Here is a 26,568-nt window from a genome sequence, read left to right on the forward strand (position 1 = left end):
AAAACTACGGTTAAATTAACTGTTTTTTCATACAGTGTTTTGTTGGGCTTCTATTATGCGTCTATTTATTGCCGAAAAACCCAGTATGGCCCGTGCTATTGCCGACGCCTTTGGGCCACACCAAAAGCAGCAGGGTTATCTGCAACTCGCTAATGGCGATAAAGTCAGCTGGTGTCTTGGTCATTTGTTAGAGCAGGCTGAGCCCGAAGCTTATGATGCGGTGTTTAAAAGCTGGCGGTTGGAGCATTTGCCTATTGTGCCGCAAGAGTGGAAGCTGGTGCCTAAAACACAAAGCAAAGCTCAGCTGAAAATACTGACCCAACTGATCAAAGAAGCCACTGAACTGGTGCATGCAGGTGACCCGGATCGGGAAGGTCAGTTGCTGGTGGATGAAGTGTTGCAGCACAGCAAAGTCAGTCAAACCAAACTGAAGCAAACCAAAAGGCTGCTGCTGAATGATTTAACTCCCACAGCAGTGCGTTTGGCCTTGCAGCAGTTAAAGCTGAATGCTGAATTTGCGCCTTTGTCGCAAAGTGCTCTGGCGCGCAGCAGAGCCGACTGGTTATACGGCATTAATTTAACCCGCGCTTACACCTTACACGGCCAGAGGCAGGGTTATCAGGGCGTGTTATCAGTAGGTCGGGTGCAAACTCCGGTGTTGGGCTTGGTCGTACAGCGCGATTTATTGATAGAAAACTTTGTCAGCCGTGATTTTTATCAGGTCAAAGCGCATTTAACCGGGGCTGACTGGCCTTTTAGCGCCATCTGGCAACCCAGCGAAGCCTGCGAGCCTTATCAGGACGAAGAAGGCCGGGTACTGAAGCGTGAACTGGCCGAACTGGTGCAACGCAAAACCAGTTTTCAGCCCGCTGTAGTAGAGCAAGTGCAGCAGCAACCGAAAAAACAGTACGCGCCTTTGCCTTTTAGTTTGTCGGCTTTGCAAATTGAAGCGGCAAAACTTTATGGCATGACAGCCCAACAAGTGCTGGATACTTGTCAGCAATTGTATGAACGTCATCAGCTTATTACCTACCCACGTTCTGATTGCAGGCATTTACCAGAGCAGCAATTTGGCCAGTCTGCTGCGGTTTGCCGCGCTATAGTGGCGAACAGCCCTGAACATGCAGAGATGCAACAACAGGCGAATTTAAGCTTACGCAGCAAAGCCTGGGATGACAGTAAAATTACTGCCCACCACGCCATTATTCCTACTGACAAAGCGCTGAAGTCGGCCAGTTTGAATACTTTTGAAGCCAAACTTTATTGGCTGATAGCGCGGCAGTTTTTATGGCAGTTTTTCCCGCCTTATTGTTATCTGGAACAGCAAGCGCTGATTAAAATTGCCGGAGGTTTATTTAAGGCTCAGGCACGGCAGGTGCAGTCTTTGGGTTGGAAAGCTTTTTATAAAGCCAGTCAAAAAGAAGATCAGGACGAGGATACGGATGAATTGCAGAGGCTGCCGCCCTTAACCAAAGGCCAGCAATTGCAGTCGGGCCAGTCGGAATTGTTAGCTAAACAAACCCAGCCACCGGCTTATTTTACCGATGCCACTTTATTGGCTGCTATGACAGGGATCAGCCGTTTTGTCACCGATCCAGAGCTGAAACGTATCTTAAAAGAAACCGCAGGTTTGGGCACAGAAGCCACCCGGGCTGGTATTCTGGAGTTGTTGTTTAAGCGCGGTTATTTGCAGCGTCAGGGCAAACAAATTCGGGCCAGTCAGTTAGGCCGGGTTTTTATTCAAAGTTTGCCACAACGTATCACAGCACCGGATTTAACGGCCTTGTGGGAAGCTCAGTTAGAGCAGATTTGCCACCAGCAACAAGATTATCCGCAGTTTATGTCGCAATTAGAACCTGAAATTACCAGGCTGGTGCAACAGGCAAAAGTTTCTGCAGAGATAGCCAAAACAGGCTCAACACAAAAGCCTGGCTATAAAAATACCAGGCGCAAAACAACGCAGAGCAAAGCGGCTTCTTCTACAAAACGCACAAAGGTTAACAGAGTTGTTTAGTTCGTAACTAAGTGTAATGCCTCTGGATTGCTGCGCCCGACTGAATTAAAGTCGGGGCACTTTGTTTCAGGGATCTTTATGATGTTTAAAAAAACTATAGTAACAACCACTTTAGCTGCCGCTTTAGTTTTCACCAGTCAACAGGCTGCAGCCACCATAGTATTGGTTGAAACCAATATGGGTGATTTTGAAATTAACCTGTTTGACCAAACCACACCAAAAACTGTCGCTAATTTTCTGACTTATGTAAAAGCCGGCACTTTTGACAATTCGGTGTTCCACAGGTCATTAAAAGACTTTGTGATTCAAGGCGGTGGCCAGCGCTACAGCGGCAATAACGCAGCACCTTTTACTGAAATTACACCACGAGGCCCGGTCGATAACGAGCCAAAACTGTCGAATGTGCGTGGTACTGTGGCTATGGCAAAAAAAGCCAACAACCCAAATAGCGCAACTACTCATTGGTTTGTGAATATCAAAGATAACTCCAGCCATCTGGACAAAGACAATGCGGGTTATACAGTCTTTGGTGTAGTAACAGGCACTGGCATGTCTGTTGTTGACAGTATTAATAATCTGTATGTACCAGGAGGAGCAGGGGTTTTTAGAGAAGCTCCACTGCGTAACTACAGTGCTACAGATTTGGCGAACAATGTGCCGGTAACAGCAGCCAATATAGTCACCATTGAACGCATTACCATTATTAACGACAGCCCTACTACTGCCGCTAACCTGAATCCGAAACCAAATACTCTGGCAGGCCAGGATAATGACAGTAGTTCAGGCGGCGGCTCTATGGGTTCAGCTTTACTGCTGGCTTTGGCTGGTTTGGCGTTTTGGCGTCGTCGTAAAGTTTAATCTGAATAGGTTGGGAATTCTGTTGAATTAAGGAGGGGCACGGATAAACCCTGCCCCTACAGTTCTGTCGAATCACGCAGGCTGTTGTCGTAAGTGGCTGGTTAATAGCTCGCCTGCTTGCTGAATATGCTGTTTTAGCAAAGCTACAGCAGCGTCCAGTTGCTGTGCCCGCAGTAATTCCAGTAATTGCCAGTGTTCCTGATGGCTGGTATTGGCATAATTCAGACTTATTTCCTGAAAACCTAAATAGCGTTCCACTTGCTGGTGCAGGCTATGCAGCAAACGCAGCAAATGTGGGCAATTGCTTGGCTGATACAAGATCAAATGAAACTGCCAATTCAAAGCGCCTCTGTCGGCGGCGGATAAATGCTGATCCTGTTCAAGCTGCTGCAATAAATCTTCCGCTTGCCCCAGCAGACTAAAAGTTAACCGGGGAAAAGCGTGGCGCAACGCCATAGGTTCCAGTTGCAAACGAATTTGGTATAACTCTTCAGCTTCTGCTGCGGTTAAAGGTGGCACCATTAAGCTGGCCTTGCCTGCCATGACCAGTAAAGCTTCAGCTTTCAGTTGTTGCAAAGCATCCCGCACCGGAATACGACTGACCTGATAATAATCCGATAACTTTTGCTGATTTAATACGGCACCTGCAGGCCAAAGCCCCTGACGGATATCCTGCTTTAATTGCTGATATAAGCTGGCTTTGTTCATATTAACTGGCCTTTTTCTGTGGCAGCTGTTTTTTAGTAAGAGTGGGCACCAGAGTGCAAAGCAAGCCTGCCACTAACCCCCAAAAAGCCGAGGCTATGCCAAAAAAGCTGACGCCTGAAACTGTCACCAGCAAAGTGACGACAGCGGCTTCTCTGTGTGGACCAGCTTGTGTAGTTAAGGCTAAATTAGTGCCTATAGTGCCCAGCAAAGCCAAACCAGCCAAAGCTGTGACTAAAGTAGCCGGGAAAGCAGCAAATACAGCCACTACAGCTGCGCCGGCTAAACCTGTCAGTAAGTAAAAAATACCAGCGGCCACACCAGCGCTGTATCTTTTGGCCGGATCTGCATGAGCTTCAGGGCTGGCACAAATAGCAGCAGTTATAGCTGCTAAATTAATAGAAAATGCCCCTAAAGGCGCCAGCACTATAGTAGTCAAAGCGCTGGCGTTAATCAGTGGGGATACCGGCAGGTGGTAACCGCTGCTTTTAAATACAGCTAAACCCGGAATATTTTGTGAGGTTAAAGTGACAATAAAAAGTGGTAAACCTACACCCAATAAAGCACTGACAGACCACTGGGGCCAAATCCATACCGGCGCTGGCCAATCAAACTGCACCTGCGCAAGGTTTAGCTGGCCTTGCAGACTGGCATAAAGCACTGCCACCACCAACACCAAAGGAATAGCGTAGCGGGGTTGATACTGTTTGCTGACAAGGTAAGTCGCGCACATCAGCCCCACCAGCCATACATCCTGCTGCAGCGAGGTAAAAATCGATAAACCAAAGTTAAATAAAATACCGGCCAGCATAGCGGAGGCTATTTGCAGCGGAATTTTATTACTGAGCTTTTCAAACCAGCCCGTCAGGCCCAGCAATAAACTTAAAGCAGCGGCGAAAATAAACACTCCCACAGCTTCGGCTAAACTCAGGCCCTGTAAACTGCTGACCAAAAGCGCGGCCCCAGGGGTGGACCAGGCTGTTAGTACAGGCGCTTTAAAATACAAGGACAAGCCAATACAGGTGAAGCCCATGCCAAGGCCCAAAGCTAAAATCCAGGACGCCATCACCGCCTGATCGGCGCCAGCCGCAGCAGCGGCCTGAAATACAATAGCCACAGAGCTGGCAAAGCCAACCAATACAGCCACAAAACCAGCAGCTATGGCTGATAAGCTAAAGTCGCGCCACATAAAATTTCACCTAAGGGTTTTTTGGATACATTAAATTAATTTGTATACAAATTTCAAGCGGCGTGTAGAAATCTTAACGGGCGGGATGATAAATCTCTGTGGTACTGGTAAATTTTTTCAGGCATTCACTACATATACAGCTGCTTTGATCCGGCGCTTTTGTCAGCAGTTCAACCGGAAATTGCTGCTGCATGCACCAACACTGGTTTTGTTCTGTTGTGCCTGCTTTGCATAAATTAGCTTGCTGGCATAAAGGGCAAAGTTGTCCGGACATAAAAATACTCTGTTTTGGTTTCACTTTACTATACCTCAGCAAGCCAGAAGCAGCGGAAATCATTAAGTGTTGGCGGAGGATTTTTGTTATGCTCTTGCACATTAAATCAAGGAGCTGCAGATGAGCCAGATAGGAACCCCGGGCGCCGCCAACGCCACCAAAGTGCTGTTGTTAGGTAGCGGAGAACTGGGTAAAGAAGTATGTATTGAACTCAAACGTTTAGGCTGTGAAGTAATAGCGGTTGACCGTTACGCCAATGCGCCTGCTATGCAGGTGGCCGACCGCCATTATGTGATTTCCATGCTGGACGGTGCAGCTGTACGCCAGATTGTGATCAAAGAAAAACCTGCGCTGATAGTGCCTGAACTGGAAGCTATAGCCACCAGCACGCTGGTCGAGCTGGAGCAACAAGGTTTTACTGTGATCCCAAGCGCCAAAGCGGCCAATTTAACTATGAACCGCGAAGGGATCCGCCGTTTAGCGGCTGAAGAGTTACAACTGCCTACTTCGCCTTTCCGTTTCGCCGATGACAAAGCCAGCTACTTAGCCGCTGTGGCCCATATTGGTTACCCTTGTGTGGTGAAACCTATTATGTCGTCCTCCGGCAAAGGCCAGTCTGTGCTGAAATCCGACGCCGATTTAGAAGCTGCCTGGGCTTATGCACAGGAAGGTGGCCGTGCCGGTAAAGGCCGGGTGATAGTAGAAGGTTTTATCGACTTTGATTACGAAATCACGCTGCTGACGGTACGTTCCATTTCCGGCACTCAATACTGTGAAGCTGTAGGCCATCGTCAGGAAAAAGGCGATTACCGCGAGTCATGGCAACCTCAGGTGATGTCGGCTGCTGCATTGGAAAAAGCCCAAAGTTACGCCGCTGTAGTGACTGAAGCTTTAGGTGGTTTTGGTTTATTTGGCGTGGAATTATTTGTGAAGGGCGACCAGGTATGGTTTAGCGAAGTATCACCCCGGCCACACGACACCGGCATGGTGACGTTAATTTCGCAAAACTATTCCGAATTTGCCCTGCATGCCCGCGCTATTTTAGGTTTGCCTATTCCACTCATTCGCCAATACGGCCCTGCGGCTTCAGCTGTGTTATTAGTGCCGGGCAATTCGCAGCACATTGGTTATGGCAACTTAGCCCAGGCCTTAATGCAAGCCGACACCGACCTGCGTATTTTTGGCAAACCCGAAGTGCAAGGCGAACGCCGTATGGGCGTGGCTTTGGCTTTAGGCGACAACATAGATCACGCCAAACAAAAAGCACTGGATGTAATAGCAAAAATCAAGGTGGATGTGCTTTAGGTTTTTACCCTTTCAAATGTTCACTGATCAAAAAATGGGCCTGCAGGCCCATTTTTTATTACTATGAGGAATTAAGCTCTTGAGTACGTTTTTCTACTCTGGTATTTGGCAGAGTGATGTAACTATTTTCCCCGCACTGCAACAAAGGCTCAGAGTTTTAATCTTTTTTAAACTCTTCCAGCTTCGGATATTGCCTTAATACATCACAAGCTCTGGTCATGGCGTCGCCAAATAAGGCCGGATGAAAATCACCGTTTTGGCAATAGTCGCGGCGAAACTGCAGTAAATTATCTATAGTGCGCGCTGCTTTGGCTAAGGCTTCCTGCTGGCCTGTGCCGTAATCCTGACCTATAGCGTAAAAGGCTTTCTGAATTTTACGGGTGATCATTGAATCGGATTGAGCGCCGGGCAACGAGATGTGTTCAGCTAACCAGTCCAGCACAGGTTCAGAGTAAGGCAGCATGCGTGGATGGTCATAAAAGGTCAGGGTGCTGACAATAAGCAAACACAACAGCAAAAAATTGCGCATAACCTGTTACTCCATTTGTATCTTGATTGGTTATAACACAGTGACAGCGGCTTGCCACTGTAAACCTGACAGCCAAAACTGCCTTCACTGTCAACAAAGTTGACACCTCAATACTGGGCTGAAGATAAAAACCTAATATGGATCATGGTGTTATATAATTGCGGTCTTTGGTTCGATTATTGCATTCTCTATTACAGAGAATCACTCTGGTGGCAACATAAAGCAGTACAGGTCAGGCTTTAGCACGCTTGCTCACAATGCCGGAATGCAGACAGGCACTGTGAGCAATGGTTCGTAAGAACAAGGCTGGGCTTGTCCTGCATCAACAAGCTGCACTAAACAGCCTGCTACACTGAATACAGGGTAGCAGCACGAGGTATGGGCGTGGATAACAAGATAGATATCAAAAATATCCCGGTGGAGGTGCATAAACCCGATCCGGCTAAAAAAGCCAACTACAACCCAAGAGACCGCATTTACATTCGGGCTGTGAAGGGTTTGCATCAAAGTTTAAGGCGTAATATCGGTTTTGTGTTTATGGGCCTGTTTATGCTGCTGCCATGGCTGGAATTTAACGGCCAGCAGGCTATTTTGCTCGATATTGTTGAGCAAAAATTTTATATCTTCGGTATGACCTTGTGGCCGCAGGATTTCACTATTCTGGCCTGGATTTTTGTCATCAGCGCTTTTGCGCTGTTTTTTGTTACCACCTTTTATGGCCGGGTCTGGTGTGGTTATCTTTGCCCACAAACCGTCTGGACCTTTATTTTTATGTGGTTTGAAGAAAAAATTCAGGGCACCCGTAATCAGCGCATGAAACTGGATCAGGATCCCTGGAGCTTCAGTAAAGTATTCAAAAAAGCCTTAACTCACTTTAGCTGGCTGGCGTTTTCTGTGTTAACAGCCCTGATTTTTGTTGGCTACTTTACGCCTGTCGACCAATTGTTTATCCAGTTTTTTACCTTTGAAGCCAGCTTTTGGGCTGCGGTTTCGGTCTGGTTTTTTGCCTTTTGTACTTACGGCAATGCAGGCTGGATGCGCGAAATTATGTGTACTCACATTTGCCCTTACGCCCGTTTCCAGTCGGCCATGTTTGATAAAGACACTTTTACTGTGACTTACGATGCGAAACGGGGAGAAAACCGTGGCCCACGAGCCCGTAAAGACACAGACTACAAAGCCAAAGGCTTAGGCGATTGTATCGACTGTAATTTATGTGTGCATGTATGCCCTACCGGCATAGATATTCGTAATGGCCTGCAGTACGAGTGCATTAACTGTGGCGCCTGTATCGATGCTTGTGACGACACTATGGATAAAATGGGTTATGCCAAAGGTTTAATCAGCTACACCACAGAACATAGTCTGGAAGGCAAAACCACCAAAGTAGTGCGTGGCAAGTTAGTGGGTTATTTTATGGTGCTGGTGGCTGTTTGTGCGGCTTTTGCCTGGACCTTAGTAGTGCGTAAACCTGTGGTGATGGACATAGTGCGTGACCGTGGCGCCTTGTACCGTGAAACCGACGAAGGTTTAATTGAAAATACCTACACCTTAAAAGTCATTAATAAATCTCAGCTGGAACAAACCTACCACTTATCGGTTGAAGGTTTGGATCAAGCGCAGTGGTTAGGCAGCAAAGAGCTGACTATTAAAGGTGGTGAAACGGCGAACCTGCCGATCAGCTTATCGTTAGACCCTGTGGATGCGAAAAAGCCTGTGCTGGATATTGAGTTTGTATTGCAGGACAGCGACGAGCCTGACATTCGCTTAACTCAGGGCAGTAAGTTCTTTTCCGCCCGTTAAATCAGTAAAAGCGTTAGACTAGGGAGCTTCGGCTCCCTATTTTTTTTGGGAGTAGTATTTTTGGTACTGTACCGACCAAATGGAATTCCATGAGCACTTTTGATTTTTCTACTTTAAGTCCGGATTTAATGCTGGATGCCTTATTTCATTATGGCTTTGATGTCAGTTCGGGTTTATTGCAACTCAACAGTTTTGAAAACAGGGTCTGCCAATTCAGAGATGACGATCGCAAAAGCTGGGTAGTGAAATTTTACCGGCCAGAACGCTGGAGCTTGGATCAGCTGAATGAAGAACATCAGTTTGTTGCAGAACTGGCAGAAATTGAAGTGCCGGTTGCCGAAGCTGTAGCGCGGGATGGTCAGCAGGTCTTGTCTTATGGCGGCTTTTATTTATCTGTGTTTCCCAGCCGTGGTGGCCGTACTTTAGAACCGGATAACGACAACCAAATGCTGCAACTGGGCCGTTTTTTAGGCATGGTGCATCAGGTTGGTGCGGCGCGGCCTTTTGTACACAGACCAACCATTAACCATCAGACTTTTTTGCTCGATAGCCAGCAAAGCCTGCTGCAGTCGGGCTTGATTCCGCCTTCGCTGCAAAAAGATTATCAGGCCATGATGCAACAGTTATGCGATAAGGTCGGTCCTTTATATAAGCCGGAAAAAATCCGCCGGGTACATGGCGACTGCCATATTGGTAATTTGTTGTGGCACGACGACAGACCCCTATTGCTGGATTTTGACGACAGCCGTAACGGCCCTGCGGTACAGGATTTGTGGTTATTGCTGAACGGTGACAGAGCAGAGCAAACTTATCAGTTGTCGTTGTTGCTGGAAGAGTATGAGCAATATTGCGATTTTGACCATAAAGAGCTGCGTTTAATTGAGCCTTTACGCGCCATGCGCATCTTGTCTTATATGGCCTGGATCGCAAAAAGATGGAGCGATCCGGCGTTTCCGAAGAACTTTCCATGGTTCAGTACAGACCAATACTGGCAGCAACAATTAAGGGCGCTGGATGAACAGCTTAAATTCTGTGACCAGAGCCCACTTTCTTTGATGCCTCAGTGGTAAGTTTTTGTTAGAGTAGTGGCAGTTTTATTCCAAGGAACATTCGAATAATGAAAAAGTTAACAGCGTTGTTAGTAGGTGCTTTGTTATTACCAGTTGCAGTTTTTGCTGCTCAGTTTGAAGCAGGTAAACACTACGAAGTCATTTCTGAACAGGCCACAGCCAAACCTGAAGTGAAAGAGTACTTCTCCTACTATTGTCCTGCTTGTTTTAGTTTTGAGCCAAAAGTACAAGCCTTAGCCAAACAGTTGCCAGCAGGCGCTGAACTGAAAAAGGTGCACGTCGATTTTTTACAACAAGCTAAACCTGAAATTCAGGCCACTTTAGCCAAAGCTTATCTGGTAGGTAAAAACCTGGGTAAAGGCGACGAGATCTCCGGCGCATTTTTTAAACATATTCATGTGGATCGTAAAACTTTTGCCAGCGACGACGACATTAAAGCTGTTGTGGTTGCCAACGGTGTGGACGCTGAAACCTACGATAAAGCCATCAAAAGCTTTACTGTAGCCGGTGCTGCCAAACAAATGAAAAAAGAGCAGGATGCTTTGTCTGCCCGCCGGGTGTTAACAAGTGTGCCAACCTTTATCGTCAACGGTAAATACAAAGTTCTGACTCAGGGCCTGAGCCGCGATAATCAGGATGAAGAGTTTAAGCAACTGGTTAATTTTTTACTGACTCAATCTTAATAGAAGGCATTCTTTATGTTGAAAAAATTATTGGCCGCTTTGTTGTTTGCCCCTGTAGTGGCTTTTGCTTCTGCAGCTTCCCCAGTGCAATATCAGCAAGGTGTGCATTACGAAGTGGTTGCAGAAAAAGCGACTGAAACGCCAGAAGTACTGGAGTTTTTTTCGTTTTATTGTGGGCATTGCAAGGCTTTCGAACCTTTTGCTCAGGCTCTGAATAAAAACCTGCCAACAGGTATCAGCCTGACCAAACATCATGTCGATTTTTTACGGGTTGCTCCGCCGGAATTACAGCAGTCTTTAGCTAAGGCTTATGTGGTGGCAAAAAATTCCGGTCAGGGTGACCGTATTTCGAACGCTATTTTTGATTACTTACACAATCAGCGCGGCAGTTTTACGACTGAACAGGATATTCGTAGCTTATTGGTCGCAAACGATATTCCTGCCATGTTAGTAGACTCAGGTATGGTGAATACGGCAGTTATGGACGAAGTGGCTGCAATGAAACAGAGTCAGGATCACTACTCTGCAGCAAAAATACTGCAAGGTGTGCCTACATTGCTGGTCAATGGCAAATATCAGGTGAAGTTTTCTGGTTTAAGTCAGGAAAATTTTCAGCAGGATTTAAATGCTCTGGTCGCTTATTTGCTGGCGAAAAAAGACTGATCAAGTCCATTGAATACGACATAAAAAAACCGGCTCAAGACAGCCGGTTTTTTACTTTTTCAGCTCTGGATCAAAAGCTACATTTATTCACGCCAGCATTGGCTATCACATGGGCTTTTACTTCGTTAGTGGGTAACAAAGCGAAGCTGTATGGCAGGTTTAATACCGCATTCGGCTGTACATTGGGTCCTGCAATCACACCTTCGGATGGCATGGCTTGCCAGCTGGTATTGCTGAACTGATTGCCTCTGGTATCCCAGTAACCCAAAGCGCTGGAATAAAACGACACTATAGGGTTAGTTGTGTTTTCAAACACATTGTTTTCAATGCGGATCACCGCGCCCATTCTGCTGTTAATGCCGGTGTCCTGCACTTCTGTATAGTAGTTGTTGTAAATATGACCCTGACCAAAACGGAATAGTGGCAGGCGTGAATTGACTCTTTGCCAGTAGTTGTGGTGAAAGGTAATACGACGGTTGAAGTTGTCAGAATCGCTGTTGCCCCATAAAGAAGTTTTCCAGCTGTCGTGCAGATAGTTGTATGAAATAGTCACTTTATCAACGTCTTTTTTGCCGCTGACTAACTCGTCGTAATAGTCTTTCCCTACATCCAGGCTGTTGTAAATTTCGTTGTGATCGATCCAGATATTGCTGGCAGGGCCTTCCAGCGTAATAGCGTCTTTATCACCCGTATTGACATAACGCAGCCTTAAATTACGCAGAATGACGTTATTGGCGCGGAAGACTTTAATGCCTATGCCATCAAATAAGGCGTTGTTGCCCACCCCAATAATACTGACGTTATTCATATCTTTAATATCAAACTTACTGACACCCCCTGAGTTGGCTGTGGTAATAGTGCCATTGACTCTGATGGTTAAAGGGCGGTTTAAATCTCTGTTGGCTAAAGCGGCCTGAATCTCTGCACCAGTGGTTGCTGTGACTGTCACCGCATTGGCTCCTGCGCCTCCTGTGGTGCCTCCATCCAGCGAAGCAAAGCCTTGTGGGTTGGTACTGCAGGCCGTGACTTCACCTGTTGGCGGCGGGTCAGTCGGGTCAACTGGATCTGTTGGGGCCGGATCTGTGCCGCCTTCTGTATTCAGATAGACTTCAAATTCGGCTATACGGGGTGCAGAGCTGGCGCTGATAATTTCCAGGTTCAGTTTTTTGCTGCTGATGGTGCTTAAATTCAGCACTTTATTGCTGCCAATACTGCTGCCGCTGGCCAGCTCAGCACCATTGTCGTTATTGACCAGACGCCAGCTGGTGACTGCGGAACCAGATTCTTTCAGCACTACCTGATTTAATTGAATGGCCGAGCTCCATTTCACTGAAACCCGTTGATTTGAGTTACTGGATGGTTGCCAGTAGCTTTGTAAGTTGTTGTCTCTGACATCTGAATAACTGATACCGCTGGCTTTGCTGGATCCATCAGCTCCGGCTCCAGGGCCAGTGATCGCAAGATTATTGGCATGCACCGCAGCACTGACAGCGCAGCTTAAAGCCAGAAGTGGGAATAGCAGATTTTTATGTTGCATCTATTTGTCCTCAAATTGCTGTTAGTTTTTTTATAAGTAGCCCGGCCCTGATTCAGGTCCTGACCGGCACGGCAGAGTGTGGACTAACATTTCAGGGACAGCTATTTCACATCTGGAATTACAGTCTGATTCTGGATTTGACAAATTTCATCGGCATTGTTGCGAACCATTCGCAATTGAAATAGTCTAGATGACATCAATTCTCAATTGGAGCATCGGCATGGATAATTGGCAACAGATCATTGCTCAGGGCAATCAGGCGTTTACCGAAAGGCATTTAGCGGTGGCGGCCAGTTTTTATCGCCAGGCTATTTCTGATGTCTGGCCTGTCTGGTATCACTGTGCTTTTGTTTGCTGTCCGCCGGAGCTGAGCCGGGAAGAGGCTTCATTACCCACTTTCTGTTTGTCGATTTCCATTCAGAATCTGGCAGAAACTTATGCACAGCAGCAAAGATGGCGGCGTTGTCAGACGACGCTGAGGCACGGTTTAAACTGGTTTGAACAAATGCTGCAGCGTTTAGATGGCGACCATCCGGCCAGTGTTGCGGTGTTACAGGAATCCGCCAAACTAAGAGCCGAATACAAGGCGGTTTGTCAAAGGTACAAAATCTGGCAGTTATCGCGTTTACCAGCCAGCCGCCAGTATTTGCACTAAAACGAAAGGGGGCTACAGCAGTTGCCATGTGCCTTGTTGCAGTTCCAGGCTCTGAAGTTTTTGTTCTTCCTCGCCATTGTGATGATGCAGCCGGATAAATTCAGCTTTCTCCGGACTCACCCAGCGCACGTCCAATGGGTTCCAGGGTTGTATTCTGTTGTCGTCACCGCTGAGCACCAGTTCGGCATACAGCTTGTGATTACGGATCCGGTAAATCACCACCAGATTGGCGTTTTCTTTATCTGACAGGCCTTCGGAATACACCAATAAACGTTTGTTGTCCGGAGATAACAAAGGAAAGCCATTCACCTGAGTTTGTAAACCGGTTCTGGTATTGACCAGATACACACTGCGGCCACAGTATTCAAAAACCCAAATCACAGCCAGCTGCACTGCGTCTAAGTAAGACACCAGATAAGGTTGGGTGTCTTCGTCGGTTCTTTCTTTAAACACAGGAAAAGACAAAGCTCCGGCCTGAGTTTGCAGATGCAAAAAATTGCTGTTGCGCTGCACCTGAAATGGTACTTTGGGCAACAAGTCTTCCTCCAGCTCTTCTGCGCAAGAGCGTTTAAGTTTCACTTCAAACTCACATGCCATTGCAGTCGTCGCAATAGCACTGCAAAACAACCAAAACAGGAACGACAGTGTTGCTTTTTGCAGTAAGCTGATGTTGGGCATCAGAGGTTTTCCTCGCCTGAGTGGGGTCTTCGGGATGTCATCCGGCTTAGTGTAGGTAAATTTGCACTGCGCCTGGTAGTATTTCATCTGAAAATGCGAATAAAGCAGGGTAAATAAAGTTATCAGGGAGCGGAATATGACTCAGCAACAAAAAACAGTGCTGATCACAGGGGCAAACCGGGGTATAGGTTTTGCTATTGCTAAAAGCCTGATCCAGCAAGGTGGTTTTCAACTGCTGTTAGCTGCCCGCCAGCTCAAAGATGCAGAAGGAGCAGTCTCTTTGTTAGGGGCTGGCATAGCGCTACGTTTGGATTTAACAGACCCTTTATTACTGGAACAAAAAGCGCTGCAAATTGAGCATCAATATGGCCCTGTGGATGTGCTGATCAATAACGCCGCCATGCTGCATTCGACAGATGTACCCCAGACTCAGGCTGAAGATTTACTTCATAGTTTGTCCGTCAATACTGTGGCGCCTTTTGTGCTTTGCAAAGTCTTTGGCCAATTGATGAAACAAAGGGGTTATGGCCGTATTGTGAATCTATCCTCCGGTTGGGGCAGTTTTTCTGAAGGTTTGGAAGGGCCTGCTTGTTATGCCATCAGTAAAGCCGCGCTGAATGCCGTTACAGTCAGTTGTGCCCGTGAATTCATGCCGGAAGTGAAGGTGAATGCCGTTTGTCCTGGTTGGGTTCGTACCCGTATGGGTGGAGAAGCCGCCGATTTAAGTCCGGAGCAAGGGGCAGAAACACCAGTCTGGCTGGCCACTTTAGCGGACGATGGCCCGACCGGTGCATTTTTCCGCAATAAAACTCAGATTGACTGGTAGCTGGTGGTGCAGCTTTAGAAGTCCTGCACAGTAGGGCGCAGCACTATTTCGTTAATATCTACATCCTTTGGTTGTTCTATCGCGTAGGCCACAGCCCGTGCTACTGAATCTGCAGGAATAGCGATTTGATAGAAGTTACCAACAAATTCTGCGCTTTGCTGGTGGCTACTGCCGTGCTTCAGTTCTGAATCTACTGCACCTGGCAATATAGTAGTGGTACGTATTGCACCTCCTACCTCATGGCGCAGACCTTCACTGATGGCTCGTACCGCAAACTTAGTACCGCTGTACACTGTGCCGCCCGGGCTGAATACTTTAAAACCAGCCACAGACGAGATATTAATAAAATGACCGGATTGTTGTTGTTCAAACACCGGTAGCGCTGCTGCTATGCCGTACAACACACCTTTGATATTAATATCGATCATCCGATCCCATTCATCAGTTTTTAATTCACTGATAGGGGCAATAGACATCAGGCCTGCGTTATTAATAATCACATCCAACTTGCCAAAACGACTGACAGCCAGATCGACCAGGGCTTTTACCTCATTGGCTTTAGTCACGTCTGTCACCAGATATGCTGCTTGCCCGCCTTTAGCTTCGATAGTCGCAGCTATCTGTTGCAGCTTGTCCTCACGGCGCGCACCTAATACTACATTGGCGCCTAAGCTGGCCAGATGGTAAGCCGTGGCTTCACCTAAACCGCTGCTGGCACCTGTAATGACTACCGTTTTTCCTGCAATATTCTGACTCATAGCTATATTCCCGCTCAGGTTGAACAAAGTTAATTTCGACCTGTTCAGTATGAAGTGATAGACAAATCCAAAAAATGGAAATATTTTGATTTTTTAATTCCAGGAATTGGAATAGTTAATGCTCAACAAAGTTGAATTATTGCGAATTTTTTGTACTGCGGCAGAAAGTGACAGTTTTAAAGCTGCTGCGGTAAGGTTGGGCATTTCACCTCAGGCTGTGACTCGCGCTGTGCAGCAATTGGAGCAAAGCACGGGTGAGGTATTGTTCCATCGCAGTACCCGTCATATCCGGCTAACCCGTTTCGCTGAAGGTTTTGCGATTCAGGCGAAACATAGTCTGCAGCAATTGGATGCTTTATTTCAGCAGCATCAGGCTGTTTCAAATAACACTATTGCCGGATTAGTGCGGTTGGCCGCTCCGAGAGTGATTCGGCCTATACTGATGCCTGTGCTGAGTGCTCTGGCACAGCAACATCCGGCTTTGCAGCTCGATTTACGTTTGTCGGATCAGATTGCGGATGTAGTGGATGAACAAATTGATGTAGGAGTGCGGATTGGACTGATCCGGGACAACGGTTTTATTGCTCGTAAAGTATCTTCTGTGGGTCTGTTTCTGGCAGCCAGCCCGTTGTTGCTGTCAAAATACGGGGTCCCGCTGGACTTAGAGCAACTGGCCGAGCTGCCGACAACAGCCTTGATGGACAAAGCCACTGGCCGGGCCTGGCACTGGTATTTTCAAGAAGGCCAGCTGTGGTCTCCGAAAAAAATCAGTTTTGTCGCAGATGATTCCGAAACGGAAGCCGATGCAACTTTGGCAGGCCTTGGCGTATCGCAACTGGCATCTTGTATGGCGATTCCTCATCTGCGTTCTGGTGCCTTAGTTCGTTTGCTGTCTGAACTTGATCCCAAACCCTGGCCTTTGTCTGTTTACAGACCCCAACGTGGCCCTGTACCTGATCGGGTCAGGTTGGTATTTGATACGCTGATTACAGCATTAAGTGACAAAGAGATATTTCCTGAATCGCCTTAATGTTAAAGCAAGATGCCTTGAGTTTACTCGGGCACATGAATTCGTGCCTTCACGTACTTCAGCTGCGCCACTATAGTGAAGGTCATAATCACCAGCAAAGACCAGGAACTCCATTTGCCGACATGCACCACAGACCAGGCGCCCAGCTGATTTGGGTAACTCCATAAACCCATAAAAGTGCTGATGTTTTCTGCCAGCCAGATAAAAAATCCAACCAACACAAAACCAAGTAGCAAGGGCATTTGCCGTTCCTTATCCAGTGGATGGTAGAACACCATAGTTCTGGCATACAAACCTAAGGTAATAGCAGCCAGATACCAGCGGTAATCACCAATATAATGATGACTGAAAAAGTTAAGATAAATCAGAGACGCAATCAAAGCGGCCATCCAATAAGGCGGATGATGCCTGACCCTTAATTCCATCAGCCGCCAGATTTGAATAATGTAACTGCCGACAGCCGCATACATAAAACCAGCAAAAAGTGGTACGCCGAACACTTTGCTGAACGCCGGATCCGGGTAGCTCCAGGACTGAATAGCGCCAGAGGTTTTAAAGACCTCCAGCGCAAAACCAACAATATGAAACAAGCTGATGGCTTTGGCTTCATCCCAGGTTTCCAGTTTGGCCCAGACCATCCAGATTTGGATCAGCAAAGCCAGCAGCAACAGCAGATCATAACGACTGATACCCGCTATGCCTTCACGCGGCACTAACAACACAGACAGAAAAAACAAGCCAACAAATAAGCAGGCGCGGGCCTGTTTAATGCCAAAAAATAAAAACTCCCAGCAAAAACGCTGTAAAGCTGAGCTGTCTGCAGGCGCTTTAACAGACATAAGCCATTGATCGAATAAATTAAGTTGCAGAGCCATCGGATAAACAGTCCTTTGATGAGGGCATATATGAAAAATGAGATTCGGGGCTCACTTGTAACATTGCTTTTGTTTTAGCTCAATTCTGTGACTGATAAATTTTAAGTTCCGACAGCAAGTTAACCTGAGTTGGTCGCTTAAAATGTTCAATTTAACCGGATTTAGCTTGTTGTTCGTCTCTGCTTTGGTCACTCTCTGCTGCACTACAATTAAAAAGGAAACTCCCCTATGAAAACAGTGATGACCAGTCTTGCCATCTTGCTCTTGTCGTACTCTGCTGTAGCTGCAGTTCCGGCTATTGAGATGAACCAGAAAGCTGAACTGGATGCCGACACACTGGTGCTGCTGGTTAGCCCGGAGCAACTGGCTCAATCTTCTTCTGCGGTGTTGCAACACAAAGCCATACAACACGCTATTAAAACCGCAGAATTTAAAGCCAAAAAAGCCGCTCAGCTGGATGTTCTGGCTGAAGTGGCGGGTTACAACAGAGTGGTTCTGCTAGGTACAGGCGAGCCTAAAGATCTGACGGCCGCCACAAGTAATAACCTGGGGGCAGACATTGCTGCCTGGATAAAAAAAAACAAAGCTAACTCTTTTACGGTAGATGCAACAGCAGTGCAGGCCGGTTTAAGCAATGCTGATTTTGCCGCTCAGCTGGCGCATGGTATCGAATTACGTTCTTACAGCTTTGACCGTTATTTCACAAAAAACAAAGCAGAAAAAGCCAAAAAGCTGGAAATACTGGTGACAGATGAAAAAGCAGCACAACGCCAGTTCAGCAAGCTGCAAGCTGTGACTCAGGGCGTATTTTTAGCCAGGGATTTGGTGAATGAACCTGCTGCAGCGTTAACACCTGAAACCTTCGCTGCCGAAGCCAAAAAGCTAGAGAAAATAGGTGTGAAAGTTCGGATACTGGATGTGCCAGCCATGGAAAAACTCGGTATGGGCGCGATCTTAGCTGTAGGAAAAGGCAGTCAAAGACCACCCCGTTTAGTGGTTGCCCACTGGCAGGGTAGTGAGCAAAAGCCGCTGGCTATTGTCGGTAAAGGTATTACTTTTGATACTGGCGGTTACAACATCAAAACAGATTCAGACTCTATATTGCGTATGACCAGCGATATGGCAGGTGCAGCAGCGGCTTTAGGCACTATCAAAGCGCTGGCGCTGCAAAAAGCCCCTGTCAATGTGGTGGCTGTGATGGCAATGGCTGAAAATATGGTATCGGACAAAGCCATGTTGCCGGGTGACATACTGAAATCTGCTGCGGGTTTAACTATTCAGGTCACCAATACAGATGCGGAAGGCCGTTTAGTGCTGGCTGATGCCTTGTGGTATGCCAATAAAGAATTCCAGCCGCGCGCTATGGTGGATATTGCTACCTTAACAGGCGCCAAAGTGGGGGCTGTAGGTACTTATTATGCGGGTTTGTTTTCAGAGCAACAGTCGCTGGTGGATCAACTGACCTTAGCGGGTGAAAAAGTAGATGAGCCAGTCTGGCGTTTGCCTTTAGGTTCACAGTTTGCCGATGAAATCGAAAGTGATATTGCTGATATGAAAAACACCGGCAGCAGCACTGGTGCTTCCACCGCAGCCTGGTTCTTAAAACAATTTACCGGTGAAACACCCTGGGCTCATCTGGATATAGCAGGCAATGCGTTAAGCAGAAAAGATAACGAAGTGAATACCAAAGGTGCTTCGGGTTTTGGTGTGCGTTTACTGACAGAGTGGGCTTTACAGCAGCCATAAGGGTTTTGTGATCAGCAATTCAGTATTGTTTGTCATAAACGCAGGAACATGGTCCTGTCTGTTTGCTGGCTGAGGCAGAACCCCAGCCAGCTGCGTTTGACGGCTGATCCCTGCTGTGGGAATGCCGTACACTAAAAACATCTTGGTATGCAGGTTTAGAAATTAACTGATGACTTTGTTTTTAAGACTCTTTTTCTCTGCTGTATTACTGCTGCTGGCGACAGGCTTTGTTCAGGCTCAAACCAGTGGTTGGGTCAGGGCCAGTCATCTGAAAGCAGAGCTGGTCAGCGATCATCAGGACCTCAAGCCTGGGCAGAGATTTAAGCTGGCACTGCATTTTATTCCGGATGAGCATTGGCATACCTACTGGCAAAACCCTGGCGATTCAGGCCTGGCCACCAGTATTGACTGGATTTTGCCTGATGGCGTGACTGCAGGCGCTATCCAGTGGCCGGCTCCTATGGCTATAGCTGTACCTCCGCTGGTCAATTATGGTTTTGAAGGCCCTACTATTTTAGTGTCGGAGTTAACAGTCCCGGCCACTTATAAAAACTCCCAACTGGTGATCAAAGCCAAAGTGGACTGGCTGGTGTGCAAAGAGGTTTGTATTCCGGCAGAGGCCAGTTTTGAGCTGAATTTGCCTGTCACACAAACTGCTATTGAAGCGCGTGACTACAAAAAACTCTTCGAGCAAGCCAGCCAGAAGCAAGCCAGGCCTGTGTCGCTGCAAGGCCGCTATGATGTGCAAAACCAGAAGTTCTCGGCTGTAGTGCAGATGCCGGAAGACTTAAAAGTATCAGCTTTTTTTGTCGCTGCTGCAGAGCTGGTGGATCATGCCGCACCGCAGGAAATTGAATGGGTTGACGGCGAATTGTTATTACGTCAGCAGAAAAACACCTATTTCAGTCAGGCACCGGCCCGGTTTGAGTTGGTGCTGAATACGCTTGCAGGCCCTGTATTGCTGCAACTGCAGCATGAGGGGGTGCCACTGGCGCCTGAACTTAGTCTGGCTGATTTTAGTCTGCTGGATTGGTTAGGCATGTTGGTATTGGCTGCAGTTGGCGGACTGATCCTCAATCTGATGCCCTGTGTTTTTCCGGTCTTGTCATTAAAAGCCTTAAGTCTGGTCAATAGCAAAAATTCAGCTCAAAACACCAAAGCTGAAGCTTTATGGTACAGCGCTGGTGTCATCATTAGTTTTGTCTTGTTAGCTGCGGTATTACTGATATTCAGAGCAGTGGGTCAGGCTGCTGGCTGGGGGTTTCAGTTACAGAATCCATTGATCGTAGGCCTGTTGGCTTATCTGTTGTTTGTATTAGGTTTAAGTTTATCCGGTGTGATGCAACTGGGCATTGGCTGGATGAGTTCAGGTCAGCAATTCACACAGCAGCAAGGTCATAAAGGTTCGTTTTTTACTGGTGTCTTGGCCGTGGTTGTCGCCAGCCCTTGCACTGCGCCTTTTATGGGCACGGCTTTAGGGTACGCTGCCACTCAGCCTGCTTTGGCGGCTTTGGCTATTTTTGCTGCTTTAGGTTTTGGGATGGCGTTGCCTTTCCTGCTGTTGGCCTGGTGGCCGGGTTTTGCTGCTATGCTGCCTAAACCCGGGCTCTGGATGGAAAAACTGAAGCAATGGCTGGCTTATCCGCTGTATTTAAGTGCGGTCTGGCTGCTGTGGGTTTATGGTCGCCAACAAGGCTTAGATGCGATGGCTTTGGCTTTAGTTGGGCTGGTATTGCTGGGTGTTGCTTGTTGGTTATGGGGGCAGCAACAGCTACAGCAAGCAGGTCAAGTCAGTCGCCTGATAGCCCTGTTGTTTGTGGCCGGCTCAGTGGCTTTACTCTGGTATCCACAGTCTGCAGCTCAGAACCTGACACAAACTGATCATGCTGAAGTCTGGTCAGAGCAACGTTTAAAGCAACTGGTACAGGATGGCCAGCCAGTACTGGTCAATATGACAGCCGACTGGTGTATTACCTGTTTAGTCAATGAACGTGTGGCACTCAACACCGACAGCAGTAAAGCAGCTATGGCTTTATATAAGCTGAAATACCTCAAAGGCGACTGGACCAACAAAGACCCTGCCATCAGTTCCTATTTACGCCAGTTTCAGCGTGATGGTGTGCCTTTGTATGTGTTGTATTGGCCAGGACAGCCGCCGGAAATTTTACCCCAAATTTTAACGCCGGATTCATTGCGTCAGGCGTTAGAGCAATTGAGCAGTAAACAACCTTTAATTACCAGTCAATAGCCACAGGAGTTAAACCATGAAACTCAAGTTTGCTTTAAGTTTATCGGCGTTATTTTTTGCCGGCACTTTGTTTGCCGCCCCGCAAGTAGGCCAAAAGGCGCCAGCCTTCAACCTGACAGACAGCAAAGGCCAAAGTCATTCGTTAGCCGACTTTGCTGGTAAAACAGTGGTGCTGGAATGGACCAATCACGATTGTCCTTTTGTGGTAAAACACTACAGCGGCAATATGCAGGGCTTACAAAAACAATTTGGTACTGATGATGTGGTCTGGTTGACTGTGATTTCATCAGCTCCTGGCAAACAAGGCCATGTGACTTCTGCGAAAGCAGATGAGCTGACCAGCAGTCGTAATGCGATGCCAGACGCTATATTGTTTGATGAAACAGGTGTCACAGGCAAAGCCTATGATGCCAAAACCACACCTCATATGTATGTGATTGATCAAAAAGGTGTCTTGCAATATATGGGTGGTATCGACAGCATTCCGTCGGCCAAAGTGGACGACATAGCCAAAGCCACGCCCTATTTTTCCAACGCCTTAACAGCAGTACTGGCGGGGAATCCGGCTGATCCGGCAGTAACTAAGCCTTATGGTTGCAGCATTAAGTACTGATTGAACTTTCCCTCTGAAAAGCCGCCTTAACCAGCGGCTCTTTCTTTGCCTTGATAAAAAATCGGATTTACTCTTTTACCCCTGCCTTAAACAAGGTATAAGTGCGCAATGAAAACTCCAAAACGCATTCAACCCCTGATCGACGAAGGTCTGGTGGATGAAGTACTCAGGCCACTGATGAGTGGCAAAGAAGCCTCCGTATACGTGGTACGTTGCGGTGACGATATTCGCTGCGCCAAAGTTTATAAAGATGCCAGTCAGCGCAGCTTTAAAAAAGCTGTGCAGTATCAGGAAGGCCGCAAAGTACGCAGCTCCAGGCGAGCCCGAGCTATGGAAAAAGGTTCTGGCTTTGGTCGTGAGCAAGCTGAAGAAAGCTGGCAAAACGCTGAAGTAGATGCTTTGTACAAACTGGCCGATGCCGGTGTGCGGGTGCCTGTACCTTATGGCTGTTTTGACGGCATTTTGCTGATGGAACTGATTTTAGACGCAGAAGGTGATGTTGCCCCACGTTTAAATGATATTGAGCTGACTGCAGAGCAAGCCCGTCGCGACCACAAAACTATGATGCAGGACGTACTACGTATGTTGTCTGTGGGTTTAGTACATGGCGACTTATCCGAATTTAACGTATTGCAGGACCCACAAGGGCCGGTGATCATCGATTTACCTCAGGCTGTTGACGCCGCGGCCAATAATAACGCCCGTTGGATGCTGGAAAGAGACGTAAATAACATGACCCGTTATTACGCCCAGTTTGCACCTGAGCTGGCGGCCACCAAATACGCCAAAGAGATCTGGGCTTTATTTGAAGCTGGGAATTTAAATCCAAATACAGAACTGACAGGCGAATTCGCTGAGTCAGAAGTTGCGGCTGATGTGAACGCTGTGCTGGACGAAATCAACGCCGCTTTTGCTGAAATGCAGGAGCATAAAGAACGGCAACAGGCCGCCAATGAACCGGATTAACGGAGAGTACATCATGTTAGTCAAGCAGATGGATAGCCTGGTATTGCTGATTGATATGCAGGAAAAACTGGCTCCTGTGATCGATCAAGGCAAAGAAGTAGAACAAGCAGCGGCCTGGGTTTTACAAATTGCCGTGCAACTTGGTGTGCCTATTCTTGCCACAGAACAATATCCACAAGGTTTAGGTGTCACTTTACCTGCTTTGGCCGAGTTAGTGCCTGAAGACCATGTGATGGAAAAAATCCATTTTAGTGCCTTGCGTGAACCTCTGATCGCTGAACGTGTAAAGCTAAGTGGCAAAACCCAACTGGTGATCATAGGTACCGAAACCCATGTTTGTGTGCTGCAAAGCGCCATGGATGCATTAGCTGCCGGTTATCAGGTATTTATTGTGGAAGAAGCTGTCGGTTCCCGTACCGAACAAAACCGTCAACTGGCGTTATTACGTTTGCAGCAGGCTGGCGCCCAAATCATCAGTAAAGAAATGCTGGCCTTTGAGTGGCTGGATAAAGCAGGTACAGATAACTTCCGTACTATCAGCAAAGGCTGGATCCGATAAATAGGAAAAAAAAAGCGGTAAAGTTGTGATGTTAAAGCTGCTGACAGTTTCCTGCTGGCGTTTTCTCGCTGGTATCAGTTTGTTATTGGGCTTAATAGGCGTAGTTTTGCCTGGTTTGCCCACAGTGCCTTTTTTGCTGCTTTCTGCCTGGTCTGCTGGTAAAGGCTGGCCCCGTTTAGAAATTTGGTTATTAGCACATCCCAGCTTTGGTCCGCCCCTTAAACGCTGGCGTGAGCATGGCGCTGTGCCCCGTAAAGCCAAATATATGGCGGCAGGTATGATGTCGTTGTCTGTTGTTATGTTACTGCTATCCCCTGCTCCTTTTTTGCTCAAACTGCTGTTGCCGCCTTTTCTCTGTTGTGTTGCCATTTGGTTGTGGCGTCGACCGGAACTATAAGTTGTTCCTTTTAAATCAACACTTTAAATTTGACACTTGCCATTTTGCACTCTAATTTGTTTACATAATTTTAAACAAGGAAAGCTGAATGGAACTTACGTTAAGCCAGCTTAGACAAGATTTTGAACAACGCAGTAACAAGTCGATGTCTATGCCGCTGGCAGGCACAGTGTTTTGGTCTGTGGTACTAGTGCTTAGTCTACTGCTGCCTTTTAAAACTGTATTGCTGGTGATGTTGTTTGGTTCAGGTGCTATTTTTCCGCTGGCGCTGCTTTTTGCCAAATGGCGTGGCGAAGATCTTTTTATGAAAGCTAATGTCTTGGGTAAGCTGATGGGGGTGGGCGTGATTATGGCCAACTCGCTGTGGGCTTTGCATATCCCTTTGTTATTCGCTAAACCTGAACTGGTGCCTTTTAGTCTGGCTTTAGCTTTAGCAATTCACTGGCCTTTATACGGCTGGATCATTCAACATAAACTTGGTTTACAGCACTTATTAATGCGAGCCTTTGGTCTCTTTGCTGCTTTTTTATGGTTGCCGATCAATTCCATTACTGCAGCAGCTTTGGTCACTGTGATTTGTTACCTGGTTACCCTGCTGCAAATGCACCGCCGTGTGGCGGATGCTGGAAACACTGCCTAGTCATGGCTGCGGGCGACCCGTAAAGGAAAATTTTGATGGAAAAAACCTAGGGGCGGGCCTTGTGCCCGCCCATCTATCCGATAATGCTTTAAAACTCAGGCTGAAAATGAAAGGCCACTGCGATACGGTTCCAGCTGTTGATGGTGATAATTAACGCCGTCAGGTTCAAAATTTCCTGCCCTGAATATTCAGCTGCAACAGTAGCATAGTCCTGATCAGGCACACCTCTGGCTGCCACTAAAGTTAAAGCTTCAGTCCAGATCAAAGCTGCCTGCTCACGGGCTGTAAAAGCTGATTTCACTTCCTGCCATGACGGCAATATATCCAAACGATGTTGTTGTTCACCATCCTTTCTCGCTTCATTGGCATGCATATGTTGGCAAAAAGCACAGCCGTTTAACTGAGAAGCACGAATTTTTATTAAGTGGATCAGGCTTTTATCCAAACCAGAATCTTCGGCCGCTTTGGCAAGCCCCACCAGATGCTGCACCATAGCAGGCTGACCTTTATACACCGCAGTACGACTGATACGTTCTGACATAAACACCTCCGTTAGTTGAGGTGTTCAGTGTACGGGCCAGCTATCAGGCAGAATTGGACAATTGCGACATCTTACGTTTTTTATACTGGCCCGGGGTTTGGCCTGTGATGCGGACAAAATGCTGATGCATATGAGCCTGATCATAAAAACCAGCTTGTTGTGCCACACTGACTAACTCAATGATTGGGTTGTTACTGATTAAAAATCTCGCCAGTTTTACTTTAAACAGCAGTTGTAATTGCGCAGGTGATAAACCTGTTTCCAGCTTAAATAAGCGTTCAAATTGTCTGCGGCTTTTTGGTAACTGGCTGTACAAGTGCTGCAAATCGGTGGCTGGTTGTTTTAATAGCGTCAGGCTTTTTTGCACCAAAGTTGTATTTGATACCCTCTGTTCGGCTAAATGTAATAACCAACATTCAATAGCCGTAAGCCGGGCTGGCAGAGTGGGGCTGTTCGTCAGTTGATCCAATAACCAGTCCAGTCCCACCAGATTGCATAGCCGAATATCCAATGCTGCTTTTGTCAGTTCTGCAGGACTAATACCCAATAACTGAAAAGTTCCTGTGGCAAGGAAACGCACACTCAGCAGATGCTGGCCTGGCAAAAATGAACTTTGGTTTAATTGTTGGCTGTAGTGGATATAGGCCGAGGGTAGCTGGTTTGGCAGGAATTCAAAGGTCAGATTACTGCCACCATCCGGATATTGTGGATAAGGTTGTGTGGTATCCGCTTGCTCTGGAACCTGTATGGTCCAGTACTGCTGCACCCAGGGTTTTAGCTGCTCAGATGGCTGATGCTGGCTAAAACCCAAAGCAGTCAAGCTGCTGTTGGGCTGAAAATACAACTCTTGAGTGCTCATCTTTGTTCCGGGCGACCATAAAGGTCGTCCCTACAATTGTTAATCTGCAATCTCAACAGCTACAGGCACCAGTTGATACAAAGTGATGGCTTCAGTGACGCTTTGCGGATCAAAGGTTTCGCCTTGTTCTTCGGCTTTATGCGCCAGATATTCACGGCTGGATTCTAAATCCATTTCGATAGGGTCCAGCTTGCCACTGGCATAAGCAGTTTTGCCTTTGGCGCTAACCGGAAACACCATATCGCCGTCTTTTACTTTAATGCGAAAAGTCGGCTGATTTTTCCCTGCTGACAACTGCATCCAGCAGCCTTTTTTTTGGCAGACCGCTTCCACAGTACCTTTCACCGTCACCTGTTGCTGCAGGTAACTTTGTGGTTTCGCCAGAATATCAGCGACCTCCACCAGCCTGGTTTTATCGACAGCAGCACCAAAAGTGGTGGCTGAGGTGCTAAAGGCAGCGAAAGTCAGTGCTGTAGTCAGCAACATTTGTTTAACCAATTTCATAGTGCTCTCCTGTGCTCTTTATTCAAGGTTCAAAGCATTATGC

28 protein-coding genes are annotated in these 26,568 nt (G+C 47.2%); 17 read left to right on the top strand and 11 right to left on the bottom strand.

What is annotated here, in order from left to right; translation table 11 throughout:
* Nucleotides 1-55 precede the first annotated feature (55 nt).
* Both J2W69_RS09745 and J2W69_RS09750 read left to right on the top strand, forming a co-directional pair.
* Nucleotides 56-2,014: a DNA topoisomerase III gene (locus tag J2W69_RS09745; protein WP_310277429.1), complete on the top strand. Its 1,959-nt coding sequence runs from the start codon at nucleotides 56-58 to the stop codon at nucleotides 2,012-2,014.
* Between the two features lie 78 nt (nucleotides 2,015-2,092).
* Nucleotides 2,093-2,872 (top strand): peptidylprolyl isomerase, encoded by a 780-nt coding sequence (locus J2W69_RS09750; protein ID WP_310277431.1) that lies wholly within the window; start codon nucleotides 2,093-2,095, stop codon nucleotides 2,870-2,872.
* Nucleotides 2,873-2,944: 72 nt separating this feature from the next.
* Here J2W69_RS09750 and J2W69_RS09755 read toward each other — a convergent pair whose 3' ends face one another.
* The 3 genes from J2W69_RS09755 to J2W69_RS09765 all read right to left on the bottom strand — a co-directional run bounded on the left by J2W69_RS09755 (nucleotide 2,945) and on the right by J2W69_RS09765 (nucleotide 5,040).
* Nucleotides 2,945-3,580 (bottom strand): GntR family transcriptional regulator, encoded by a 636-nt coding sequence (locus tag J2W69_RS09755; RefSeq protein ID WP_310277433.1) that lies wholly within the window; start codon nucleotides 3,578-3,580, stop codon nucleotides 2,945-2,947.
* A gap of 1 nt (nucleotide 3,581) precedes the next feature.
* The gene (locus J2W69_RS09760; RefSeq protein ID WP_310277436.1) at nucleotides 3,582-4,766 is read right to left on the bottom strand and encodes a benzoate/H(+) symporter BenE family transporter; all 1,185 of its coding nucleotides are present in this window, start codon (nucleotides 4,764-4,766) and stop codon (nucleotides 3,582-3,584) included.
* Between the two features lie 73 nt (nucleotides 4,767-4,839).
* Nucleotides 4,840-5,040 (bottom strand): cysteine-rich CWC family protein, encoded by a 201-nt coding sequence (locus J2W69_RS09765; protein ID WP_310277439.1) that lies wholly within the window; start codon nucleotides 5,038-5,040, stop codon nucleotides 4,840-4,842.
* A 120-nt stretch (nucleotides 5,041-5,160) separates the two neighbouring features.
* On the opposite strand from J2W69_RS09765, the gene purT reads away from it, so the two are divergent.
* Nucleotides 5,161-6,345 carry a formate-dependent phosphoribosylglycinamide formyltransferase gene (purT, locus tag J2W69_RS09770; protein ID WP_310277441.1) on the top strand — a complete coding sequence of 395 codons (1,185 nt, stop codon included), beginning with the start codon at nucleotides 5,161-5,163 and terminating at the stop codon, nucleotides 6,343-6,345.
* A gap of 157 nt (nucleotides 6,346-6,502) precedes the next feature.
* Here purT and J2W69_RS09775 read toward each other — a convergent pair whose 3' ends face one another.
* Entirely contained in the window at nucleotides 6,503-6,874 is a 372-nt protein-coding gene (locus J2W69_RS09775) for a hypothetical protein (RefSeq protein ID WP_310277444.1), read from the bottom strand.
* A gap of 378 nt (nucleotides 6,875-7,252) precedes the next feature.
* Between J2W69_RS09775 and ccoG the strand changes: the two genes are divergently transcribed.
* From ccoG to J2W69_RS09795, 4 genes are all read left to right on the top strand, one after another.
* Nucleotides 7,253-8,677, top strand: a complete 1,425-nt coding sequence (ccoG, locus tag J2W69_RS09780; RefSeq protein WP_310277447.1) for a cytochrome c oxidase accessory protein CcoG — start codon at nucleotides 7,253-7,255, stop codon at nucleotides 8,675-8,677.
* Between the two features lie 89 nt (nucleotides 8,678-8,766).
* Entirely contained in the window at nucleotides 8,767-9,747 is a 981-nt protein-coding gene (locus J2W69_RS09785) for a serine/threonine protein kinase (RefSeq protein WP_310277450.1), read from the top strand.
* Nucleotides 9,748-9,794: 47 nt separating this feature from the next.
* Complete coding sequence (locus J2W69_RS09790) at nucleotides 9,795-10,430, top strand: thiol:disulfide interchange protein DsbA/DsbL (protein WP_310277453.1); 636 nt, start codon at nucleotides 9,795-9,797, stop codon at nucleotides 10,428-10,430.
* Between the two features lie 15 nt (nucleotides 10,431-10,445).
* Nucleotides 10,446-11,093, top strand: coding sequence for a thiol:disulfide interchange protein DsbA/DsbL (locus J2W69_RS09795; RefSeq protein ID WP_310277456.1), 648 nt, complete (start codon nucleotides 10,446-10,448; stop codon nucleotides 11,091-11,093).
* Nucleotides 11,094-11,163: 70 nt separating this feature from the next.
* Here J2W69_RS09795 and J2W69_RS09800 read toward each other — a convergent pair whose 3' ends face one another.
* Nucleotides 11,164-12,630 carry a pectate lyase family protein gene (locus tag J2W69_RS09800; protein ID WP_310277460.1) on the bottom strand — a complete coding sequence of 489 codons (1,467 nt, stop codon included), beginning with the start codon at nucleotides 12,628-12,630 and terminating at the stop codon, nucleotides 11,164-11,166.
* Nucleotides 12,631-12,850: 220 nt separating this feature from the next.
* On the opposite strand from J2W69_RS09800, the gene J2W69_RS09805 reads away from it, so the two are divergent.
* A complete protein-coding gene (locus J2W69_RS09805; RefSeq protein ID WP_310277463.1) occupies nucleotides 12,851-13,285 on the top strand; it encodes a hypothetical protein in 435 nt (144 codons plus the stop codon).
* Nucleotides 13,286-13,297: 12 nt separating this feature from the next.
* On the opposite strand, the gene J2W69_RS09810 is transcribed toward J2W69_RS09805, so the two are convergent.
* A complete protein-coding gene (locus J2W69_RS09810) occupies nucleotides 13,298-13,963 on the bottom strand; it encodes a hypothetical protein (RefSeq protein WP_310277468.1) in 666 nt (221 codons plus the stop codon).
* Nucleotides 13,964-14,099: 136 nt separating this feature from the next.
* Between J2W69_RS09810 and J2W69_RS09815 the strand changes: the two genes are divergently transcribed.
* Nucleotides 14,100-14,789: an SDR family NAD(P)-dependent oxidoreductase gene (locus J2W69_RS09815; RefSeq protein WP_310277471.1), complete on the top strand. Its 690-nt coding sequence runs from the start codon at nucleotides 14,100-14,102 to the stop codon at nucleotides 14,787-14,789.
* Between the two features lie 14 nt (nucleotides 14,790-14,803).
* On the opposite strand, the gene J2W69_RS09820 is transcribed toward J2W69_RS09815, so the two are convergent.
* Nucleotides 14,804-15,547 carry an SDR family oxidoreductase gene (locus tag J2W69_RS09820; RefSeq protein WP_310277474.1) on the bottom strand — a complete coding sequence of 248 codons (744 nt, stop codon included), beginning with the start codon at nucleotides 15,545-15,547 and terminating at the stop codon, nucleotides 14,804-14,806.
* 118 nt (nucleotides 15,548-15,665) lie between these two features.
* Between J2W69_RS09820 and J2W69_RS09825 the strand changes: the two genes are divergently transcribed.
* The gene (locus J2W69_RS09825; protein ID WP_310277478.1) at nucleotides 15,666-16,577 is read left to right on the top strand and encodes a LysR family transcriptional regulator; all 912 of its coding nucleotides are present in this window, start codon (nucleotides 15,666-15,668) and stop codon (nucleotides 16,575-16,577) included.
* A gap of 23 nt (nucleotides 16,578-16,600) precedes the next feature.
* Here the strand turns inward: J2W69_RS09825 and J2W69_RS09830 are convergent, their stop codons facing one another.
* Entirely contained in the window at nucleotides 16,601-17,452 is an 852-nt protein-coding gene (locus J2W69_RS09830; RefSeq protein WP_310277480.1) for a DUF817 domain-containing protein, read from the bottom strand.
* 228 nt (nucleotides 17,453-17,680) lie between these two features.
* Between J2W69_RS09830 and J2W69_RS09835 the strand changes: the two genes are divergently transcribed.
* From J2W69_RS09835 to J2W69_RS09865, 7 genes are all read left to right on the top strand, one after another.
* The gene (locus J2W69_RS09835; RefSeq protein WP_310277483.1) at nucleotides 17,681-19,198 is read left to right on the top strand and encodes a leucyl aminopeptidase; all 1,518 of its coding nucleotides are present in this window, start codon (nucleotides 17,681-17,683) and stop codon (nucleotides 19,196-19,198) included.
* 169 nt (nucleotides 19,199-19,367) lie between these two features.
* A complete protein-coding gene (locus tag J2W69_RS09840; protein WP_310277486.1) occupies nucleotides 19,368-21,446 on the top strand; it encodes a protein-disulfide reductase DsbD family protein in 2,079 nt (692 codons plus the stop codon).
* Between the two features lie 16 nt (nucleotides 21,447-21,462).
* Nucleotides 21,463-22,059, top strand: a complete 597-nt coding sequence (locus tag J2W69_RS09845; RefSeq protein WP_310277488.1) for a thioredoxin family protein — start codon at nucleotides 21,463-21,465, stop codon at nucleotides 22,057-22,059.
* 108 nt (nucleotides 22,060-22,167) lie between these two features.
* Nucleotides 22,168-23,025, top strand: a complete 858-nt coding sequence (locus J2W69_RS09850) for a PA4780 family RIO1-like protein kinase (RefSeq protein WP_310277492.1) — start codon at nucleotides 22,168-22,170, stop codon at nucleotides 23,023-23,025.
* A gap of 13 nt (nucleotides 23,026-23,038) precedes the next feature.
* A complete protein-coding gene (locus J2W69_RS09855) occupies nucleotides 23,039-23,584 on the top strand; it encodes a hydrolase (RefSeq protein WP_310277495.1) in 546 nt (181 codons plus the stop codon).
* Nucleotides 23,585-23,612: 28 nt separating this feature from the next.
* Nucleotides 23,613-23,981 carry a YbaN family protein gene (locus J2W69_RS09860; protein ID WP_310277869.1) on the top strand — a complete coding sequence of 123 codons (369 nt, stop codon included), beginning with the start codon at nucleotides 23,613-23,615 and terminating at the stop codon, nucleotides 23,979-23,981.
* Nucleotides 23,982-24,069: 88 nt separating this feature from the next.
* The gene (locus tag J2W69_RS09865) at nucleotides 24,070-24,621 is read left to right on the top strand and encodes a DUF7010 family protein (RefSeq protein WP_310277498.1); all 552 of its coding nucleotides are present in this window, start codon (nucleotides 24,070-24,072) and stop codon (nucleotides 24,619-24,621) included.
* Nucleotides 24,622-24,709: 88 nt separating this feature from the next.
* Here the strand turns inward: J2W69_RS09865 and J2W69_RS09870 are convergent, their stop codons facing one another.
* The 3 genes from J2W69_RS09870 to J2W69_RS09880 are packed head-to-tail and all read right to left on the bottom strand — an operon-like array spanning nucleotide 24,710 to nucleotide 26,525.
* Nucleotides 24,710-25,162, bottom strand: a complete 453-nt coding sequence (locus J2W69_RS09870) for a carboxymuconolactone decarboxylase family protein (RefSeq protein ID WP_310277501.1) — start codon at nucleotides 25,160-25,162, stop codon at nucleotides 24,710-24,712.
* Nucleotides 25,163-25,205: 43 nt separating this feature from the next.
* A complete protein-coding gene (locus J2W69_RS09875; RefSeq protein ID WP_310277504.1) occupies nucleotides 25,206-26,021 on the bottom strand; it encodes a helix-turn-helix domain-containing protein in 816 nt (271 codons plus the stop codon).
* Nucleotides 26,022-26,060: 39 nt separating this feature from the next.
* A complete protein-coding gene (locus J2W69_RS09880; protein WP_310277507.1) occupies nucleotides 26,061-26,525 on the bottom strand; it encodes a DUF4920 domain-containing protein in 465 nt (154 codons plus the stop codon).
* Between the last annotated feature and the right edge of the window lie 43 nt (nucleotides 26,526-26,568).

Source organism: Rheinheimera soli (assembly GCF_031457405.1).
Taxonomy (GTDB): Bacteria; Pseudomonadota; Gammaproteobacteria; order Enterobacterales; family Alteromonadaceae; genus Pararheinheimera; species Pararheinheimera soli_A.